General features: G+C 51.5%; 19 protein-coding genes and 2 pseudogenes. 20 read left to right on the top strand and 1 reads right to left on the bottom strand.

Translation table 11 applies throughout. From position 1 onward, the window contains the following. The first annotated feature begins 25 nt into the window (after positions 1 to 25). Positions 26 to 727 (top strand): annotated as a pseudogene (locus tag QSJ10_RS15295) (DUF554 domain-containing protein). A gap of 134 nt (positions 728 to 861) precedes the next feature. Here QSJ10_RS15295 and yyaC read toward each other — a convergent pair. Further along, positions 862 to 1,482 carry a spore protease YyaC gene (gene yyaC, locus QSJ10_RS15290; protein WP_049624135.1) on the bottom strand — a complete coding sequence of 207 codons (621 nt, stop codon included), beginning with the start codon at positions 1,480 to 1,482 and terminating at the stop codon, positions 862 to 864. 197 nt (positions 1,483 to 1,679) lie between these two features. Here yyaC and QSJ10_RS15285 point away from each other — a divergent pair, with 197 nt between their 5' ends. The 19 genes and pseudogenes from QSJ10_RS15285 (at position 1,680) to QSJ10_RS15195 (ending at position 20,143) form a co-directional block, all read left to right on the top strand. Next, positions 1,680 to 2,579 (top strand): mechanosensitive ion channel family protein, encoded by a 900-nt coding sequence (locus QSJ10_RS15285; RefSeq protein ID WP_053532724.1) that lies wholly within the window; start codon positions 1,680 to 1,682, stop codon positions 2,577 to 2,579. Between the two features lie 19 nt (positions 2,580 to 2,598). Further along, a complete protein-coding gene (locus tag QSJ10_RS15280) occupies positions 2,599 to 2,796 on the top strand; it encodes a DUF951 domain-containing protein (protein WP_033008859.1) in 198 nt (65 codons plus the stop codon). A gap of 158 nt (positions 2,797 to 2,954) precedes the next feature. Next, positions 2,955 to 3,569 (top strand): annotated as a pseudogene (locus QSJ10_RS15275) (molybdopterin-dependent oxidoreductase); the annotation flags it as partial. 67 nt (positions 3,570 to 3,636) lie between these two features. Further along, a complete protein-coding gene (gene ychF, locus QSJ10_RS15270) occupies positions 3,637 to 4,737 on the top strand; it encodes a redox-regulated ATPase YchF (protein WP_049624894.1) in 1,101 nt (366 codons plus the stop codon). A 259-nt stretch (positions 4,738 to 4,996) separates the two neighbouring features. After that, complete coding sequence (gene rpsF, locus QSJ10_RS15265) at positions 4,997 to 5,284, top strand: 30S ribosomal protein S6 (RefSeq protein ID WP_033008861.1); 288 nt, start codon at positions 4,997 to 4,999, stop codon at positions 5,282 to 5,284. A gap of 29 nt (positions 5,285 to 5,313) precedes the next feature. Continuing rightward, positions 5,314 to 5,808 carry a single-stranded DNA-binding protein gene (ssb, locus tag QSJ10_RS15260; protein ID WP_033016904.1) on the top strand — a complete coding sequence of 165 codons (495 nt, stop codon included), beginning with the start codon at positions 5,314 to 5,316 and terminating at the stop codon, positions 5,806 to 5,808. 41 nt (positions 5,809 to 5,849) lie between these two features. Beyond that, positions 5,850 to 6,086: a 30S ribosomal protein S18 gene (rpsR, locus tag QSJ10_RS15255; RefSeq protein WP_008880812.1), complete on the top strand. Its 237-nt coding sequence runs from the start codon at positions 5,850 to 5,852 to the stop codon at positions 6,084 to 6,086. 78 nt (positions 6,087 to 6,164) lie between these two features. Next, positions 6,165 to 7,091: a YybS family protein gene (locus QSJ10_RS15250; RefSeq protein ID WP_033016903.1), complete on the top strand. Its 927-nt coding sequence runs from the start codon at positions 6,165 to 6,167 to the stop codon at positions 7,089 to 7,091. A gap of 47 nt (positions 7,092 to 7,138) precedes the next feature. Next, positions 7,139 to 9,115: a DHH family phosphoesterase gene (locus QSJ10_RS15245; RefSeq protein WP_053532725.1), complete on the top strand. Its 1,977-nt coding sequence runs from the start codon at positions 7,139 to 7,141 to the stop codon at positions 9,113 to 9,115. Then, on the top strand, positions 9,112 to 9,561 hold the full coding sequence (gene rplI, locus QSJ10_RS15240) for a 50S ribosomal protein L9 (RefSeq protein ID WP_033008865.1): 450 nt from the start codon (positions 9,112 to 9,114) through the stop codon (positions 9,559 to 9,561). Before QSJ10_RS15245 ends, rplI begins: the two co-directional genes overlap by 4 nt. 111 nt (positions 9,562 to 9,672) lie before the next feature. After that, positions 9,673 to 11,037, top strand: coding sequence for a replicative DNA helicase (gene dnaB, locus QSJ10_RS15235; protein ID WP_033016901.1), 1,365 nt, complete (start codon positions 9,673 to 9,675; stop codon positions 11,035 to 11,037). 152 nt (positions 11,038 to 11,189) lie between these two features. Beyond that, complete coding sequence (locus QSJ10_RS15230; protein WP_053532726.1) at positions 11,190 to 12,476, top strand: adenylosuccinate synthase; 1,287 nt, start codon at positions 11,190 to 11,192, stop codon at positions 12,474 to 12,476. A gap of 692 nt (positions 12,477 to 13,168) precedes the next feature. Continuing rightward, complete coding sequence (gene yycF / locus QSJ10_RS15225) at positions 13,169 to 13,882, top strand: response regulator YycF (protein WP_049625405.1); 714 nt, start codon at positions 13,169 to 13,171, stop codon at positions 13,880 to 13,882. 6 nt (positions 13,883 to 13,888) lie between these two features. After that, positions 13,889 to 15,718, top strand: a complete 1,830-nt coding sequence (walK, locus tag QSJ10_RS15220; RefSeq protein WP_033016895.1) for a cell wall metabolism sensor histidine kinase WalK — start codon at positions 13,889 to 13,891, stop codon at positions 15,716 to 15,718. Beyond that, positions 15,711 to 17,039 carry a YycH family regulatory protein gene (locus QSJ10_RS15215; RefSeq protein WP_053532757.1) on the top strand — a complete coding sequence of 443 codons (1,329 nt, stop codon included), beginning with the start codon at positions 15,711 to 15,713 and terminating at the stop codon, positions 17,037 to 17,039. The genes walK and QSJ10_RS15215 overlap by 8 nt, the downstream gene beginning before the upstream one ends. Beyond that, positions 17,026 to 17,811: a two-component system regulatory protein YycI gene (locus tag QSJ10_RS15210; RefSeq protein ID WP_053532758.1), complete on the top strand. Its 786-nt coding sequence runs from the start codon at positions 17,026 to 17,028 to the stop codon at positions 17,809 to 17,811. Before QSJ10_RS15215 ends, QSJ10_RS15210 begins: the two co-directional genes overlap by 14 nt. Positions 17,812 to 17,817: 6 nt before the next feature. Next, a complete protein-coding gene (locus QSJ10_RS15205) occupies positions 17,818 to 18,612 on the top strand; it encodes an MBL fold metallo-hydrolase (protein ID WP_033016890.1) in 795 nt (264 codons plus the stop codon). A 101-nt stretch (positions 18,613 to 18,713) separates the two neighbouring features. Then, entirely contained in the window at positions 18,714 to 19,931 is a 1,218-nt protein-coding gene (locus QSJ10_RS15200) for a S1C family serine protease (RefSeq protein ID WP_053532759.1), read from the top strand. Between the two features lie 92 nt (positions 19,932 to 20,023). Then, positions 20,024 to 20,143 carry a CxxH/CxxC protein gene (locus tag QSJ10_RS15195; protein WP_434543311.1) on the top strand — a complete coding sequence of 40 codons (120 nt, stop codon included), beginning with the start codon at positions 20,024 to 20,026 and terminating at the stop codon, positions 20,141 to 20,143. Positions 20,144 to 20,201: the final 58 nt, after the last annotated feature.

Raw genomic sequence — 20,201 nt, 5'->3', positions numbered from 1 at the left:
CTGGAGCTAGAGAGGGGTGAACATCATGGTATTGCTAGGAACGATTGTGAACGGGCTCAGCATTGTAGCCGGGGCATTGATTAGAAAATGGTTTCACCGCATTCCCGAACGGGTATAAGAGACGGTGATGGGAGGAATCGGACTGGCGGTGGCGCTCCTTGGCATCCAAATGGGAATGAAAAGCGAACAGTTTCTCATTGTCATCTTCAGCCTTGTTTTCGGCGGCATTCTCGGCAAATGGTGGAATTGGGAGGAAAAGCTGAACCGGCTCGGACGATGGCTGGAAAAGAAAGTCGGCGGCAGCGGAGAAATCGGCAGTGCCAAAGGATTTGTGAGCGCGACGCTGTTGTTTGTCATCGGGGCGATGGCGATTGTTGGGGCGCTTGACAGCGGACTGCGCGGCGATCATAGCGTCTTGTATACGAAGGCGATTTTAGACGGCTTTGCGAGCGTCATTTTGACGACGACGCTCGGCATCGGCGTCATGTTCTCCGCCCTGCCCGTTGTCCTGTACGAAGGCGGCATCGCGCTGCTGGCCACGCAAATTGAACGGTTCGTGCCAAGGGAAGTGCTGGATTCATTCATCGCGGAATCAACGGCCACCGGCAGAATTTTAATTATGGCCATCGGGCTGAATATGCTCGGTTTGACGAACATTCGCGTGGCGAATTTGCTGCCGAGCATTCTTGTCGTGGCGGCTGCCGTGTGTGTTCTTTCATTCGTCTAATAGACGGCCGCCTCTTCGGCCGAGAGCGGACAAACGACGTCCGTGCAGAGGGAGCGCCTAAACCGGGCGTTCAAGGAGCGCAAAAGAAATCCCCTCTTTAAGAACAACAGCCGGATGAGAGGGGATTTTGCTGTTTACCATAAGGAATGCCGGTCTTTCAGAAGCGGTTGGGCGGCTCGCTCTTTGCGGATGATGTGCCGCTCCGCTTCATAAATGCCGTTGGCGATCGTTTTCGCCATATTCATGACGAGATGAAGACGCGTATTTTGCAAGACGAAAAATTCCATAAACCCGCTCACATTGACGACTCCAGTAATATGGGCGTCGCCGACAGGGGGAAGTTGCTTGTTCACTCCGGCTCCGGGGCGAACCGGCCCTTTCGACACGGTGATGGCCCCGACGCTTTTCAACCGTCCGAGGCAAGCGTCGACAGCGATGATAAACGGATCGCGATGAATCAGCTGAATGGCCCCCACTTTTTCTTCCAAGTTGACCGCATGAATCGGCTCTTCAAGCGTTCCGTATACGTGAAAACGGGCCAATGGCTTCTCCTTCAGTATCGTGCCGACGAGCGGTCCAAGCGAATCGCCGGTCGAACGGTCCGTGCCGATGCAGACGACGGCAATCGGTTGAACGAGCGGATCGGGAAGCAGCGAAGTGATTCGCCAGGCGATGGACGATGCCGCCCCCTGTTCATCATAAAAAACGCGATTCCTTTCTTCCCGGGAAGAGAAAAATATCGACGGTATGCTCATGCGATTCACTCCTACTTTCGGTTCAAAATTATTAACAGTATACGGAAAATAAAAAAATCATATACATCTCGATGTTTGTTTTCTTGTCTTTTCTTGTCTTTTCTTTTTCGCCCGTTGCCTGCATTTGACTACAAATCGGCGGTCCATCTTGTTAAAATAAAAGCGCAGAATAGAAAAAGGTTGAGGTGTCGTCAACATTGAATGCGATGGAAAAAACGGTTAACCGGTTGCTCGAGCTGTTGACGAATGAGGAGCTATGGCTTCGAATTGGAACAGGGGCGCTTAAGATTGTTCTTATCCTACTCATATGCGCCGCAGCAGTGAAAGTGTTGAAAATAGCCGTTCATAATATGTTCAAAGTGCGGGAGAAAGCACCGATCCGCATTTCGGAACGGCGAGAGATGACGTTAACGCGGCTGTTAGACAATGTGATTACGTACGTACTATATTTTATGGCGCTGTTGATGATTTTAGATACGTTTGGTGTTCCGGTCAAAGCGTTGTTGGCTGGGGCCGGGGTTGTTGGCCTGGCCGTCGGCTTCGGGGCGCAAAGCTTAGTAAAAGACATCATCACCGGGTTTTTCATCATTTTTGAAGACCAGTTTGCGGTCGGCGATTACGTCCGCATCGGCAATTTTGAAGGGTATGTGGAAGAGATCGGGCTTCGGGTGACGAAAATTAAAAGCTGGACGGGAGAAGTGCATATTTTGCCTAACGGCAGCATTACGCAAGTGACGAACTATTCACTTCACAACAGTTTGGCGGTAGTGGACATCAGCATCTCCTATGAAGAAGATATTGAAGAGGCAGAAAAAGCGATTCGTGAACTGCTGCTGCAGTTGCCGGACAAATACGAGGATATGGTCGCACCGCCGCAGTTGCTTGGCGTGCAAAACTTAGTAAACTCGGAAATGGTGCTTCGTATTACATGCGAAACGAAGCCGATGTGCCATGTCGGTGTGGCAAGAGCCATCCGCAAAGAAGTAAAGATGCTTTTAGACGAACGCGGAATCGAAATGGCATACCCAAGGTTCGTGTTGCATCGGCGAAGCGGAGAGGAGCCGCTTGATGCCAAATGGCAAGGGCAGAAATCATGATAATCATGGAGGTGAGCAGATGGAAGAGAAGGAATTTGGCTTGTATGATATTGTTGAGATGAAAAAGCCGCACCCGTGCGGCACGAACCGTTGGAAAGTGATCCGCTTAGGCGCGGATATCCGCATCAAATGCGAGGGGTGCGCCCACAGCGTTCTGTTGCCGCGCAAAGAGTTTATTCGCAAAATGAAAAAAGTGTTAGTCAGGCATGAAGAATGACAAAAGGGGCTGATCCAAAAGAGCGGTAACGCTCCTATCTGGAGCAGCATGGAAACATAGACCGCCACGAAACATCCGGTAAAGCCAAGGGTTTCAGGAGGGGGGTCTCTTTCCCATACTTCGGTTGCATCTCATCAAAAAGGGGCTTTTGCGTCAGCCCGAATACGAATTTAATGAAAGAGGCGTTTGCCTCGGTCAACACTGTTGTTGTCTTTGAACAGTTTATGACTGATACCGCCGCCGCTGCTGATTATGTCCTTCCGGTTGCGGCTTCGTTTGAGGAAGAAGACGTTTATTGTTCGTCAATGTACCATGCGTATTTGAATTACGGGCCGAAGCTCGTCGACCCGCCGGGCGAGGCGAAGCCTGATCTTTGGATTTGGACGGAGCTGGCCAAACGGCTTGGCTTTGGCGATGTGTTCGCCTATACGCGCGAGCAGTTTCTCGCCATGGCGCTGCGCCCGTTGGAAACACAAGGGATTACGCTCGAGCGGATCAAAGCTGAGCATCGTATTCTTCTGCCCGTCGAGCCGGTGCCATGGCATGACCGCCGTTTCCAAACGCCAAGCGGCAAATATGAATTCACTTCGAACATTGCCCGGCAAAAAGGAATGGACGGCCGGCTGCAAATCATGTACCCGGCTGAGTCGGAAGAAGCTCATCCGGCATTGGCCGCCAAGTATCCGTACCGGTTGTTGACGATCCATCCGCTCCGTTCAAACCATTCTCAGCATTACCCTCTCGTTCCGGCGCTGCAAACTGTGCGCATTGAAGCTTGTCATTTTTTGTGCCAGCCCATATAATGAGGGAAGATGCGAACGGGAAAGAGGAGTGGAACGAATGGGATTGACAGCAGGAATCGTCGGGTTGCCAAACGTCGGCAAATCGACGTTGTTTAACGCCATTACAAAAGCAGGTGCCGAATCGGCCAATTATCCGTTTTGCACGATTGAACCGAACGTCGGCGTCGTAGAAGTGCCGGACGAGCGGTTGACCGTCCTGACCGACATGTTCCGGCCGAAGCGGACCGTGCCGACGGTTTTTGAGTTTACCGACATCGCCGGGATCGTGAAAGGAGCAAGCAAAGGGGAAGGGCTTGGAAACAAGTTTTTGTCGCACATTCGCCAAGTTGATGCGATTTGCCAAGTCGTCCGTTGCTTCAGCGATGAAAACATCACCCACGTCGCCGGCAAAGTCGATCCGCTCGCCGATATTGAAACGATCAACTTAGAGCTTATTTTTGCTGACCTGGAGACGGTCGACAAACGAGTGGAGCGGGTGGGCAAAATCGCCAAGCAAAAAGACAAAGAGGCGGCGTTTGAATACGAAATTTTGCTGCGGCTGAAAGAGACGCTCGAAGCCGGCAAGCCGGCGCGCACGATCGAGTTTGCCGATGAAGAGATGAAAGTCGTCAAGCAGCTGCACTTGCTGACGACCAAACCGATGCTTTATGTCGCCAATGTCGGCGAGGACGATGTCGCTGATCCGGAGAGCAATCCGTTCGTCGCGGAAGTGCGTGAGTTTGCCAAAAGCGACAATGCGGAAGTGATTGTCGTCTGTGCAAAAATTGAAGAAGAAATCGCCGAGTTCAGCGATGAGGAAAAACAGCAGTTTTTGCAAGAGCTCGGCATTGAACAATCCGGCCTCGATCAGCTCATTCGCGCCGCCTACAGCTTGCTTGGGCTGGCGACGTTTTTTACCGCCGGTGAACAAGAAGTGCGGGCATGGACGTTTCGCAAAGGGATGAAGGCGCCGCAATGCGCCGGTATTATTCACTCTGACTTTGAGCGCGGGTTCATTCGCGCTGAAACCGTTTCATACGACGATTTAGTCGCTGCCGGCTCGATGGCGGCGGCGCGCGAAGCCGGCAAAGTGCGGCTGGAAGGGAAAGATTACGAAGTGCAAGACGGCGACATCATGCACTTCCGGTTCAATGTGTAACGCCATTGTCGACAGAGTCCGCGGCCAAGGGGCGGCAGACTGCGTGAGTTCCATGTGCAATGCCGCGGAGAAAGGAAAATGATTGGCGGCGTGGTGAACTTCCAGTGCTAATTCTGGCGAATGTTTCCGTCATCGGAATGAAGCGGAATAGCCTTGCTTATTGCCGACAGTCATGGTATAATCAACGAATGTGAGTAATGATTATTGCTCCTTGCCCTTCGACGGGAAGGGCCGTTTAGACCAAAAGGAGGTGACGAGCGTGAGAAAATACGAAATCATGTACATCATCCGCCCGAACATGGACGATGAAGCAAGACAAGCTCTCGTCGAGCGGTTTAACAACGTGTTGAAAGAAAACGGTGCGGAGATTACGAATGTGACGGATTGGGGCAAACGCCGTTTAGCCTATGAAATTGAAAAATATCGCGACGGCTACTACATGATTGTCAACGTCACGGCAGAGCCGAAAGCGGTGCAAGAATTTGACCGTTTAGCGCGCATCAGCGAAGACATTATCCGCCATATCGTTGTGAAAGAAGAAGAATAATTTTTTGTATATAGTACGAGGTGGTTCTGATGATTAACCGCGTCATTTTGGTCGGCAGGTTAACGAAAGATCCGGAGTTGCGCTACACTCCAAGCGGAGTGGCTGTTGCCACGTTCACGCTCGCGGTCAACCGCCCGTTTACGAATCAGCAGGGCGAGCGGGAGGCGGATTTTATTCAATGCGTCGTTTGGCGCCGCCAAGCGGAAAACGTCGCCAACTTCTTGAAAAAAGGGAGCTTGGCCGGGGTTGACGGCCGGCTGCAAACCCGCAGCTATGAAAACCAGGAAGGCCGACGCGTGTATGTGACGGAAGTGGTGGCTGACAACGTCCAATTTCTTGAGCCAAAAGGAAGCAATGAGCAGCGTGGGGCAGCAGCAGGCGGATACTATGGGGATCCGTTCCCATTCGGACAAGATCAGAACCACCGTCATTCAAGCGAGAAAGGGGTTGGCCTCCTCGACGAAGATCCTTTTGCCAATGACGGCCAGCCGATTGATATTTCCGACGATGATTTACCGTTTTGAACGATCATGGAAACGATAGAAGCGGAAAGGAGGAACGAAGCATGGCAGGACGGAAAGGCGGTCGTGGCAAACGCCGCAAAGTATGTTATTTCACGGCAAACAACATCACGCACATCGACTACAAAGACGTTGATTTGCTGAAAAAATTCATCTCTGAACGCGGCAAAATTTTACCGCGCCGTGTGACGGGAACGAGCGCGAAATATCAGCGCAAACTGACGGTCGCAATCAAACGGGCGCGCCAAATGGCGCTGTTGCCGTACGTTGCCGATGAGTGAGCTGAAAAAAGCAGTAAGGGGGACCTTACTGCTTTTTCTATTTATGCTGAGTAAACTAGATGGAAAGGAGAACGTTCATTGCGGAAAACGCACGCCCTCACTGAAGCAGCCATCGAACTCGCGCTGTTTGCCGTTTTGTTTTTGATGGCGTTGTACGTGCCGGTGATCGGCTTTGTCGCTGCCCTGTTTTTAGCGCTTCCATTTATGGTGTTTACGATGCGTCACGGGCTTGCCCCTGCCTGGTTGCTGCTCGTTGCGGCTCTCGTTGTCTCCAGCCTTATCGGTTCGTTTTTGTCGCTGCCGATGGCGCTTATGTTTGGCACTGTTGGCATAACGGTCGGCGCGATGTTGGCGAAACAGAAAAACCGCTATCTCATCTGGCTTGTCGGCGCCCTCGTGTTTTTAGCCAACATCGTGCTTGATTACATCATTTCGATTCAATTTTTCCAAGTTGACATGATCCGGGATACGCTTGGTTTAGTGCGCGAGTCGTTTGATACGGCGATGCGCATGATGGAAGCGATGGGCCAAAAGCCGCCAGCTGGGATGCAAAAGCAGCTTGAACAAGGAATCGAACTGATCGGCTACATGGTTCCGACGCTGTTTGTCATCGCTGCGTTGGCGCTCGCCTACGTGACCATCATGGTCTCGCTGCCCATTATGAAGCGGCTGAAGCTCCCGGTCGGCACGTGGCCGCCGTTTCGTGAGCTCTCCTTGCCAAAAAGCGTGCTATGGATATACATCATGGTGCTTGTTCTTTCCATGTTTCCGTTTGCCGAGGGAACTTTCCCTTATATTGCTGTATTGAACCTCTCTTATGTGCTGCAGCTTGCCATGGCAGTACAAGGATTTTCGTTTTTGTATTACGCCGCCTACAAAAAAGGCATTGCGAAAGGCGTGGTGATCGCTGGGACGGTTGTTTGTTTATTCCTGCCTTTTCTACTTTATCTTGTGGCGATATTCGGTATAATTGATTTAGGATTTGATTTGCGCCGCCGCCTATAAATAATTGGATAAGGTGAGCCATTTCTTCAGTGTAGGAGCTGACTTGAATGTCCCATTTTTACGAGAGGAAAGCATACCGCTATCCATCCTATGCGTTAGCCGCCTTGGCGGTGCTCATGGCGGCCGGCCTGTTTTATTTCCACTGGCTGCTTGGGCTGATCGGCTTTCTCACCGTTGGGTTTACGCTTTATTATGTCATTTGGTCACAGCGCTCTTTGTATCAAGAGCTGGGGCAATATATTTCCAACCTGTCGTATCGGGTGAAGAAAGTCGGCGAGGAAGCGCTTATGCAGATGCCGATCGGCATCATGCTCATCGATGAGGAAGGGAAAATCGAATGGTCGAACCGGTTTTTAGCCTCCTGCTTTAAGGAACAGACGTTGGTTGGCCGCTCGCTTGCCGAGCTGTCCGAACCGTTGGCCGCTTTCGTCAAAAAAGGAAAGGCGGACGAGGAGATTATGGAACTGAACGGAAAACAGCTGAAAGTCATCGTCCGCCGCCACGAACGGCTTCTTTACTTTTTCGATGTTACAGAGCATATGGAGCTGAAACGGCAATATGAGGCAGAGCGGTTGGCGATGGCGATCATTTTTCTTGATAATTATGATGAAATTACGCAAGGGATGGACGATCAAGCGAAAAGCCAATTGAACAGCCTTGTAACCTCTGTGTTGAACCGATGGGCGAACGATTACGGCATCTTTTTAAAGCGAACGTCGTCGGATCGATTCATTGCCGTATTGAATGAGCACATATTGACCCGGTTGGAAAAAAGCAAATTTTCTATTTTGGATGAGGTTCGCGAGCAGACGGCCAAACACCAAGCCCAGCTCACGTTGAGCATCGGCATTGGCGCCGGCGTATCCCCACTGCCAGAACTTGGGACGCTTGCGCAATCGAGCTTGGATTTGGCGCTCGGGCGCGGCGGCGATCAAGTAGCGATCAAACACGGAAACGGAAAAGTGAAGTTTTATGGCGGAAAAACGAACCCGATGGAAAAGCGGACACGCGTCCGCGCCCGCGTCATTTCCCATGCGCTTCGCGAGCTCATCGCTGAAAGCGATAGGGTGCTCATTATGGGGCATAAATATCCGGATATGGACGCGCTCGGGGCGGCGATTGGCATTTTAAAGGTCGTTCAATCAAACCAAAAGGAAGGGTTTATTGTTGTTGACCAGGCAAAAACGGATGCAGGTGCGCAACGGCTGCTCGAAGAAATGAGAAAACATGCTGATTTATGGTCGAGATGCATCAAACCGGAGCAGGCGCTTGAGCTCGTGACAGAAGATACGCTGCTCATCGTCGTGGATACGCACCGTCCGTCGCTTGTCGTTGAAGAACGACTGCTGTACCGCATGGATCATATCGTCGTCATTGATCATCATCGTCGCGGCGAAGAGTTTATTGAAGCGCCGATTCTCGTCTACATGGAGCCGTACGCTTCATCGACATCGGAATTGGTCACCGAGCTGCTTGAGTACCAGCCGAAGCGGGTGAAGCTGTCGATGCTGGAGGCGACGGCGCTTCTTGCCGGCATCGTCGTTGACACAAAGAGTTTTACGCTCCGCACCGGTTCCCGCACGTTCGATGCGGCGTCGTATTTGCGCGCCCAAGGAGCGGATACGGTGCTTGTGCAAAAATTGCTGCGGGAAAGCGTAACGAATTACGTCAGACGGGCGAAATTGGTCGAGCGGACGGTGATTGATGAACACGGCATCGCCATCGCCAAGGGGGGCGAGAACGAGGTGCACGATCAAGTGTTGATCGCGCAAACCGCCGATACGCTTCTGACGCTGAGCGGCGTCGCCGCCTCTTTCGTCATTTCCAAGCGGGCAGATGGGACGGTCGGCATCAGCGCCCGCTCGCTTGGCGACATCAACGTGCAAGTCATTATGGAGAAGTTGGGCGGGGGCGGACATTTGACAAATGCTGCCGCCCAACTGTCCGGGGTGACGGTCGGAGAGGCGGAGCGGCAACTGCGGGAAGCCATTCATGACTATTTTGAGGGGGGGAATCCATCATGAAGGTCATCTTTTTAAAGGATGTCAAAGGAAAAGGGAAAAAAGGGGAAATCAAAAATGTCGCCGACGGCTATGCCAACAACTTCTTATTTAAACAAGGGCTGGCCATTGAAGCGACGCCAGCCAATTTAAAAGCGCTCGAGGCGCAAAAACAAAAAGAGCAGCGCCAGGCGGCCGAGGAGCTGGCGAATGCGAAAAAATTGAAAGAACAGCTTGAGAAGCTGACAGTAACCATTCCAGCAAAGGCAGGCGAAGGCGGCCGTTTGTTCGGCTCGATTACGAGCAAACAAATCGCCGAGTCGCTGCAAGCCCAACACGGCTTGAAGCTCGACAAGCGCAAAATTGAGCTTGCCGATGCCATTCGCGCGCTTGGATACACGAACGTGCCGGTGAAACTCCACCCAGAGGTAACGGCGACGCTGAAAGTGCATGTGACAGAACAAAAATAACGGCGACGTCTCATTTCAGGAAGCGAAGATGCCCCCGCCCGCTGCGGCGGGGCTCCTTTGCTTATTAGCTGCAACAGAGAAAGATACAACGGGGGAAAAGGTGGTGAAACGATGAGCGAGCTGTTTTCAGAACGAATTCCTCCACAAAGCATTGAAGCTGAGCAAGCGGTGCTTGGCGCCGTATTTTTGGATCCCGCTGCGTTAGTGCCTGCTTCGGAAATTTTAATCCCAGAGGATTTTTACCGTGCAGCCCATCAAAAAATTTTTCACGCCATGCTTCGCGTCGCCGACAGGGGGGAGCCGGTCGATTTGGTGACGGTGACGGCGGAACTCGCCGCTTCCGAGCAGCTTGAGGAAATCGGCGGCGTCTCCTACTTAAGCGAGCTCGCCGACGCCGTGCCAACAGCGGCCAACGTCGAATATTACGCCCGCATCGTCGAGGAAAAATCGGTGCTGCGCCGCCTCATCCGCACAGCGACATCGATCGCGCAAGACGGATATACAAGGGAAGACGAGATCGACGTTTTGCTTGATGAAGCTGAGCGCAAAATTATGGAGGTTTCCCAACGGAAGCATTCGGGCGCCTTTAAAAATATTAAGGACATTCTCGTGCAAACGTATGACAATATTGAGATGCTCCATAACCGGGATGGGGAAATCACCGGCATCCCGACCGGGTTCACCGAGCTTGACCGGATGACGTCCGGTTTTCAGCGGAGCGATTTGATTATCGTGGCCGCCCGGCCGTCGGTTGGGAAAACAGCGTTCGCCTTAAATATTGCCCAAAATGTAGCGACGAAAACGAATGAAAATGTCGCCATTTTCAGTTTGGAGATGAGCGCCCAGCAGCTGGTGATGCGGATGCTTTGTGCAGAAGGCAACATTAACGCGCAAAACTTGCGCACCGGCAAATTGACGCCGGAAGACTGGGGCAAGCTGACGATGGCGATGGGGAGTTTATCGAACGCCGGCATTTATATCGACGACACGCCGAGCATCCGCGTCAGCGACATTCGCGCCAAATGCCGCCGGCTTAAGCAGGAAAGCGGGCTCGGCATGATTGTCATTGATTATTTGCAGCTCATTCAAGGGAGCGGACGTAGCAAAGAAAATCGCCAACAGGAAGTATCGGAAATTTCCCGCTCGCTGAAGGCGCTCGCCCGCGAGCTTGAAGTGCCGGTCATCGCCTTGTCGCAGCTGTCGCGCAGCGTCGAGCAGCGCCAAGACAAACGGCCGATGATGTCCGATATTCGTGAATCCGGAAGCATTGAGCAAGACGCCGACATTGTCGCCTTTTTGTACCGCGATGACTATTACAACAAAGATTCTGAGAACAAAAACATCATTGAAATCATTATTGCCAAACAGCGCAATGGTCCAGTCGGAACGGTGCAGCTCGCTTTTATTAAAGAGTATAATAAGTTTGTCAACCTAGAGCGCCGCTTCGATGAGGCGCAAATTCCGCCGGGGGCGTAAACCGGCTCACGTTGGCGGCAGGCGCCTCCTTTCGGGTTTAATAGACGAACAAAAAGTTTATAACTGTTTAAAATGTTCGTGTTTCATTGACTTTGCACCGAAAAACTGATACACTGACAATGTTTAGACCGAGGAAACTGGAGGTGCTCGCCATGTCGTCAGTCGTTGTTGTCGGCACGCAATGGGGCGATGAAGGAAAAGGGAAAATTACAGACTTTTTATCGGAAAACGCGGAAGTCATTGCCCGGTACCAGGGAGGGAACAACGCCGGACACACGATCGTGTTTAACGGAGAGCGGTATAAGCTTCACTTAATCCCGTCGGGCATTTTTTATAAAGACAAAATTTGCGTCATCGGCAACGGCATGGTCATTGATCCGAAAGCGCTTGTCGCCGAGCTTTCCTATTTGCATGAGCGCGGCGTTTCGACCGATAATTTGCGCATCAGCAACCGCGCCCATGTCATTTTGCCGTATCATTTGAAATTGGATGGGCTTGAGGAAGAGCGGAAAGGCACCAATAAAATCGGCACGACGAAAAAAGGAATCGGGCCGGCGTACATGGATAAAGCAGCGCGCATCGGCATCCGCATCATCGATTTGCTCGACCGCGATGTGTTTGCGGAAAAGCTGGCCCGCAACTTGGAAGAGAAAAACATGTTGTTCGAAAAAGTGTACGGTGCCGAAGGGTTCCGCTTCGAGGACATTTTTGAAGAGTATTACGAGTATGGCCAGCAAATCGCAAAATACGTCTGTGATACATCGGTCGTATTGAACAACGCGCTTGATGAAGGACGCCGCGTCCTGTTTGAAGGAGCGCAAGGCGTCATGCTCGATATCGACCAAGGGACGTACCCGTTTGTTACGTCTTCCAACCCGGTGGCCGGCGGGGTGACGATCGGTGCTGGCGTTGGCCCGACGAAAATCAAGCACGTCGTCGGAGTGGCAAAAGCCTATACGACGCGCGTCGGCGATGGGCCGTTCCCGACCGAGCTGCATGATGAAATCGGCGACCGCATTCGTGAAGTGGGCCGCGAATATGGGACGACAACCGGCCGTCCGCGCCGCGTCGGCTGGTTTGACAGCGTCGTCGTTCGCCATGCCCGCCGGGTGAGCGGCATCACCGACTTGTCGCTCAATTCGATTGACGTGTTGACCGGCATTGAAACGTTGAAAATTTGCGTCGCCTACCGATATCGCGGTGAAGTGATCGAGGAGTTTCCAGCCAGCTTAAAAGTTTTGGCGGAATGCGAGCCGATTTACGAAGAGCTGCCGGGCTGGACGGAAGATATCACCGGGGTGAGAAGCTTGGACGAGCTGCCGGCCAATGCCCGCCACTATGTCGAACGCATTTCCCAACTCACCGGCATCCCGCTTTCGATTTTCTCTGTCGGTCCGGACCGCTCGCAAACGAACGTCGTCCGCAGCGTTTATGCATAAGCGGCTAGCGGTGAACACCAAAGCATAGATGCACATGCGTCTATGCTTTTTTCATTCGCGGAGGAAAAGCGGTTCCGTCCGTGATCGGTGTCATGCGCGTGCGTCTATGCCCTTTTCACTGTATAGATGCAACGAAATCGTTTAACATATCCTTGGCGGAAAAGTGGCTCATCCATTTTTGACTGTCGAAGGCAAGCCATAGGCTTGCCTCCGTCACGCTAAGGCGTGACGGAAGACCGAACAACGACTCGCTTAAAGACCCATTCATGGGTCTTTAAGCGGTGTTGTTCGGTCACTTGACATTCGGATGAAATGACCGGTAAAAACGAAAAATGTTAAAGCTTTAAATTGCATCTATATAGATGCAACGAAGAAGTTTAACATATCCTTGACGGAAAAGCGGTTTGTCCATTTTCGACTGTCGAAGGCAAGCCATAGGCTTGCCCCGTCACGCCAAGGCGTGACGGAAGACCGAACAACCACCTGCTTCACAGACCCATATATGGGTCTGTGAAGCGGCGTTGTTCGGTCGCCTGACAGTCGATAAAGGCTGCAAATGGTAAATCTTCAAATTGCATCTATATATATGGTTTGCTCCTCAAAATGGCAGCGGGCAAAGGATGATTTCGTTTTTATAACGTGGTAAATTAATAATGATAGCATTCCATCGCAAAAGGAAGGGCGTGAGCGAGATGGAAAAACGCATTTTAGTTGTTGACGATGAAAAACCGATTGCCGATATTTTGCAATTTAACTTACAAAAAGAAGGGTACGAAGTCATCTGCGCCTATGACGGCGAGGAAGCGCTGCAAAAAGTGGAAGAAACGATGCCGGATTTGATTTTATTGGATATTATGCTGCCGCTGAAAGACGGCATGGAAGTATGCCGCGAGGTGCGGAAAAAATACGACATGCCGATCATCATGCTGACGGCGAAAGATTCCGAGATTGATAAAGTGCTTGGTTTGGAGCTGGGGGCGGACGATTATGTGACAAAGCCGTTCAGCACGCGCGAGCTGCTGGCGCGAGTCAAAGCGAACTTGCGCCGCCATGCGCAAACAGCCAACCAAGAGGAAGTGGAGAATGAAACGAATGAAATCGTCATCGGGCCGCTTGTCATCCGTCCAGATGCGTACGTCGTGCAAAAACGGGGGGAGACGATCGCGTTGACCCAGCGCGAATTTGAACTGCTCCACTATTTGGCGAAACATATCGGCCAAGTGATGACGCGCGAACACTTGCTGCAAACGGTTTGGGGCTACGACTATTACGGCGATGTGCGCACGGTCGATGTGACGGTAAGAAGGCTGCGTGAAAAAATCGAAGACAACCCTTCCCATCCGTCGTGGATCGTCACAAGACGGGGCGTCGGCTATTATTTGCGCAACCCGGAACAGGAGTCATGAGTCGGCATGAAAAAAGTAGGGCCATTTCGTTCGATCCGCTTTAAGTTTGTTATTATTTATGTGCTGCTCATTCTTGTCGCCATGCAAATCATCGGCGTGTATTTTGTCCGTAAGTTGGAAACGGAGCTTGTGCAAAATTTCAAAAACTCACTGAACGAACGGGTGACGCTGCTCGCCTATAACGTCGAGCAGGCAATGAATCGGGAGCGCGATGAAAAAAGCCCGACATTGGAAGAAGACATCCGTTCGCTTCTTCATGATTTCGTTTCCCAAGATATTTCCGAAGTGCGCGTCATTGATGCCAAAGGGAAGGTGTTGGCGACGTCGAATCCGTATATGCAAAACATCGTCGGGAAGCGGACGACGGAGATTTACGTGAAGCGTTCGCTCGTCACCGGCGAAACTGTCGACCGGATGATGCTTGATTCAAGGACAGGCCATCGTATGTACATTTCCTCGACTCCGATTAAGACGAGCGGGGAAGTCAAAGGGGTCATTTACGTTATTGCCTCAATGGAAAACGTCTTTTCGCAAATGCGGCAAATCAACATGATTTTGGCGACTGGGACGGGGATCGCGCTCGCCATTACCGCCGTGCTCGGTATTTTTTTGTCGCGCACCATCACCCGGCCGATTTCCGATATGCGCCGGCAAGCGCTGGCGATGACAAGGGGCGATTTTTCCCGCAAAGTCAAAGTGTACGGCTATGATGAAATCGGCCAGCTGGCGATGACCTTTAACAACTTGACGAAAAAACTGCAGGAAGCGCAGGCGACAACGGAAGGCGAACGGCGCAAGCTTGAGTCGGTGTTGACGCACATGACCGATGGCGTGATCGCGACCGACCGCCGCGGCCGCGTCATTCTCATTAATGATGCGGCGTTAAACATTTTGAATGTTTCACGTGAAACAGTGCTGTCGAGTTCGATCGTCGACGTGCTCGGCATCGCTGACCAATATACGTTTGAAACGCTGCTCGAGGAACGCGACTCACTCATTTTGGATTTCAGCACCGATGAGGAATTGTACATTTTGCGGGCGTCACTATCGGTCATTCAAAAAGAGGGCGGGTTTGTCAACGGGCTGATTGTCGTTTTGCACGACATCACCGAGCAAGAAAAAATCGACCGCGAGCGGCGGCAGTTCGTCGCCAATGTCTCGCATGAGCTGCGCACGCCCTTGACGACAATGAAAAGCTATTTAGAGGCATTGGCGGATGGCGCCTGGCAAGATAAAGACATCGCTCCAAGGTTCATTCAAGTCGTGCAAAATGAAACGGAGCGCATGATTCGGCTCGTCAACGACTTGCTTCATCTGTCGAAGCTCGACAGCAAAGATTACAAGCTGAAAAAGACATGGATCAATTTTTCGGCTTATTTTCATAAAGTGATTGACCGGTTTGAACTGACAAAAAGCGATAACATCCGGTTCGTTCGCAAAATTCCGCGCCAGGCGATTTTCATCGAAGTGGATGAGGACAAAATCACACAAGTATTGGATAACATCATTTCCAATGCGTTGAAATACTCTCCGCAAGGCGGGACGATCACGTTCCGCGTCCGCGAGCTGGCCGACGAGATCATTGTCAGCGTCAGCGACGAAGGGGTCGGCATCCCGAAGGCCGATTTGGCGAAAATTTTTGAGCGTTTTTACCGGGTCGATAAGGCGCGGTCGCGCAAATTGGGCGGCACCGGCCTCGGACTGGCCATTGCCAAAGAAGTCGTGCTCGCCCATGGCGGGACGATTTGGGCGGAAAGCAAAGAACATAAAGGGACGACGATTTATTTTACGCTGCCGCTAGAACGGGAGCAAAAGGATGACTGGTACGATGTATGAAGCGATCAAAACAGTTGTGTTGACGTCGCTTGTGCTCATCAGCATTATGATGACATTTGCTTTATGGACGTATCATCCTAAATATGACGTGCTGCAAAACGACGAGTATATTCAGCACGTTTCCGTCAGCAATACGCAAGTTGATACGGCGATGGTCGTGCAGCCAAAGCAGGTGCTCATCCATAAAGGCGGAGCCCACTACGCCCTCACGAAAGAGGAAAAGAAAAATGAAGTGCTGAAAGAAGTCAAAAAATGGGCGCTCGACGATTTTGAGAACATTTCATCTTCCGTCCCGCAAGGAAAGTTTTTGTCGTTTTTAGACGGAAAAGAGCGGCTGGAAATCATTTACCCAGACGAGCTGCCGATCGATATTTACCGGTTGATCTTCACGGTGGAAGATAGAGGGCTTGATGGCTTGGCATTTGACCGCATTCTTGTTCCATTCAGTGAAGGGGATAAATTCCCAGTCTATTTTATCGCAACCGATAGGCACAAAATTTATAAGGCGACCGCCAGTGACGCTTCGCAGGACGCCATCAGCCGGCTGGCGAAGGAGGCCAACCATTTTCCACGTTATTTCGCTTATCCGGTCAGCGAGACGAAGCAGCTTTATTTGCCGGAAAAAGAAGTGGAGCTTAGCAGTTTGCAATACTACACCGATGAGTTGGACGTCGATAAGTTTAAAGAAGCGCTGTTTAGCGACCCGAGCTTTGTGAAAAAGGACTTGATTCCGTTTGGCGAGGAGTACACCGATGGTTCGCGACTGATGGACGTCGATTTCTTTCAGCGCCTGCTTCTGTATGTCAATCCGGCAGCCCGTGTCTCCAATATGGGCCAAACTGATCAAGAAACTCACTTCATTCAAAAAAGCATTGATTTTGTCAATGAACATGGCGGCTGGACTGATTTATACCATTTTGCCCGTTGGAGTGAAGAAGATCGGAAAGTCATTTTCCGGCTTGTTGTCAACGGGTATCCGGTTTTTAATGAATACGGCATGTCGGAAATCGTGGAGACGTGGGGGGCGAGCGATTTAATGAAATATCAGCGCCCGCTCTTCCGTCTGGAAATCCCCGACCGCACCCGAACCCCGAAAACGCTGCCGTCCGGCCGTGAGATCGTCAAACAGCTTGAACAAGCGAAAGGCGTTCGCAAATCGCTCGTGAAAGATATCGCCATCGGCTACGAGCTCTTCAAAGATCCGGAACGGGAGAAAGTGATTCGTCTGGAACCGGCGTGGTTTTATTTGTACGAGCAAACGTGGAAAAAAGTGAGCGACGATGGGGACGGCGGAGGAGGGGGAACGAATGGATTGGAGTAAAACGAAGACGATTTTCATCATTGTGTTCCTCATCCTCGACTGCTTTTTAGTGTATCAGTTTATGGAAAAACGAAACAGCAGCCAGCTTGATGTCATTTTGGAAACGACCATTGAAGAGCAGCTCAAAGCGAACGGCATCACGTATGTGGAGCTGCCGAAAGAAGTGACGAAAGCGGCGTACGTCAGCGGCAAAAGCCGAGCGTTTACCGCCGCCGATACGAAAAAACTGTCCGCGCAAAAAGTAAAAATCGAAGAAGGAGAAACGAAATTGAAAGGAACGTTTCTCCATCCCATTGCTTTAAATGTCAGCGACCCGTACCAGTTGCGCGAGTTTTTGCGGCGCTATATTTTGGATGGGGAGCAGTACGCCCTTTGGTCATTTGATGAAGGGGAAGGAACGGTAATTTGTTACCAAGTGTACGAAGGCAAAATGATTTATGGCAACGAAAACAGCAAGCTCATCATTCATGTCAATAAGCAGCAAAAAGCTGTTTCTTATGAACAGACGATGCTCGATGACTTGGAAAAATACGAGCGGAAACAAGACATCGTTCCGGCCATTAAAGCTCTTGAGACGCTGTACCGGAAAGGATATTTGCAGCCGGGCGACCGCGTCACGAAAGTGGAGCTTGGCTACTATGGCCTCGTCCAGTTTACCGCTTCCCAAGTGTTGACGCCGACATGGCATATCGTCGTCAATCGGAAAGAAGATTATTTTGTGAATGCGTTTGAAGGACAAGTCATTACCGATGAAGGAAGTGTGTTGGAGTGAGCTTGAATGACGATGCGATTTAGTGTACTGGCCAGCGGCAGTACCGGCAACGCGTTTTACGTTGAAACGGACCGCCAACGCTTGCTCGTCGACGCCGGGTTGAGCGGCAGGCAGCTTGAGCAGCTGTTTGCCGAAATCGGCCGCCATCCAAAGGAGCTTGATGGGCTGCTTGTCACCCATGAACATAGCGACCACATTAAAGGGCTTGGGGTGCTCGCTCGCAAATACCGCCTGCCTGTGTATGCGAATGAAAAAACATGGCGGGCGATGGAACAGGTCGTCGGCGACATTCCGGCCGAACAAAAATTTGTCTTTCCACTCGGCGCGGTGAGGACGTTCGGCGATGTGGATGTCGAATCGTTTGGCGTCTCTCACGATGCGGCTGAACCGATGTTTTACGTCTTTCACTACGGGGGAAAAAAGCTTGCGTTGCTCACCGACACCGGCTACGTGAGCGAGCGGATCAAAAAGACGATCGAAAATGCTGATGTGTTCGTGTTTGAAAGCAACCACGACGTCGGGATGCTGCGGATGGGGAGGTATCCGTGGAGCGTCAAGCGCCGCATTTTAAGCGATGTCGGCCATATTTCGAACGAGGAAGCAGGGCTGGCGCTTGCCGATGTGATCGGGGAGCGGACAAAACAAGTGTATTTGGCTCATTTAAGTCAAGATAACAATATGAAAGAGCTGGCGCGCATGACTGTGGCGCAAATATTGGAACAAAGAGGGCTGGCAGTCGGCGCCCGCTTTCATTTATACGACACCGATCCCCGTCGGGCGACCGCGTTGGCGTATGTATGAGAGGCGTTTTGGCTAAACTGGGGAAAATGTGTTTGTTGGATTTTTTTCTCTATTGATGATTATAATGAGGGATGAAGACGAATGTGGAAAGGGTGGTGAATGTGGGATATTACGATGACCATTACGAAGCGCACGGGCAAACGAGACGGAAACGGCGCAGCGGTTCGTTTTTGTCCACGCTTGTCGGCGCTGTGTTAGGAGGATTGCTTGTCCTCATGTCCATTCCGGCGTTTTCCCGTTGGGACGTCCTCCCGTACGACATCGTGCCGTCGCAAGAGGAACGAGGGAAGCCGGAAGGGGAAAGTGAAGCTCCTGCGGTTCGGCAAAGCGTTTCCGTCGATGTGACGACGGCGGTGACAAAGGCGATCGACCAAGTATCGGATGCGGTTGTCGGCGTTGTCAACATTCAAGAAGCCAGCTTCTGGTCGCAAGGAGGCGAGGCTGGCGTCGGATCGGGCGTCATTTACAAGAAAGCGGGAGGACGGGCGTTTATCGTCACGAACCATCATGTTGTTGAAAACGCCAGTCAGCTCGAAGTGAGCCTCAAAGATGGGACGAGAGTGCCGGCGAAGCTGCTGGGCAGCGATGTGCTAATGGACTTGGCTGTGCTGGAAATCGATGCAAAGCATGTGAAAAAGGTGGCTGAGTTCGGCGACTCCGACGCGGTAAAGCCAGGAGAGCCGGTCATCGCCATCGGCAACCCGCTTGGCCTGCAGTTTGCCGGGTCGGTGACGCAAGGCATTATTTCCGGGACGAACCGGACGGTGGAAGTTGACTTGGACCAGGACGGCTCTCCGGATTGGAATGCGGAAGTATTGCAGACAGACGCAGCCATTAACCCGGGCAACAGCGGCGGCGCCCTCGTCAACATCAAAGGGCAAGTCATTGGCATTAATTCGATGAAAATCGCCCAAGAGGCGGTTGAAGGCATCGGATTTGCGATCCCGATCAACACAGCCATTCCGATCATTTCGGACTTGGAAAAATACGGACAAGTGCGCCGTCCATATATGGGCGTTGAACTTCGCTCGCTGAGCGACATCCCATCGTACCATTTGCAGGCGACGCTTCATTTGCCGCCGAATGTAACAGAAGGGGCTGCGGTCATCCGAGTCGTGCCGATGTCGCCAGCCGCCCAGGCAGGCTTAAAACAGTTTGATGTCATCGTGGCGCTTGATGGCGAAAAAATCCGCAATGTGCTCGACTTGCGCAAATATTTGTATACGAAAAAATCGATCGGCGACCGGATGGAAGTCACGTTTTATCGTGATGGGGAAAAACGCACGGTCACGATGAAGTTGACGCGTGAGTCGTATTAAACGAAAACGATGGAGGAGCGGAAACGCTCCTTCTTTTTTCCACAAGGAAAGGAGCGAGAATGATGATATTCACATGTGAGGAGCACATCGATATGGCCATTGACGAATATGTGGATGAGACGGAGCAGGCCCCTGATGTCATGTTTGTGGATAACAGCGAAAAACTGTGCCGTTTTTGCAAGAAAAAGGCTGTCTATGCCGTAGGATGCTGATGTTTTTGCACAATATGTGGATATGTGTTGTGTATATGTGGATAAATATTGTTGATAA

Origin of the sequence: Geobacillus stearothermophilus ATCC 12980 (assembly GCF_030369615.1) — a bacterium.
In the GTDB taxonomy this organism is placed as follows: Bacteria; Bacillota; Bacilli; order Bacillales; family Anoxybacillaceae; genus Geobacillus; species Geobacillus stearothermophilus.
This window is presented reverse-complemented; position numbering and strand designations above follow the sequence as displayed.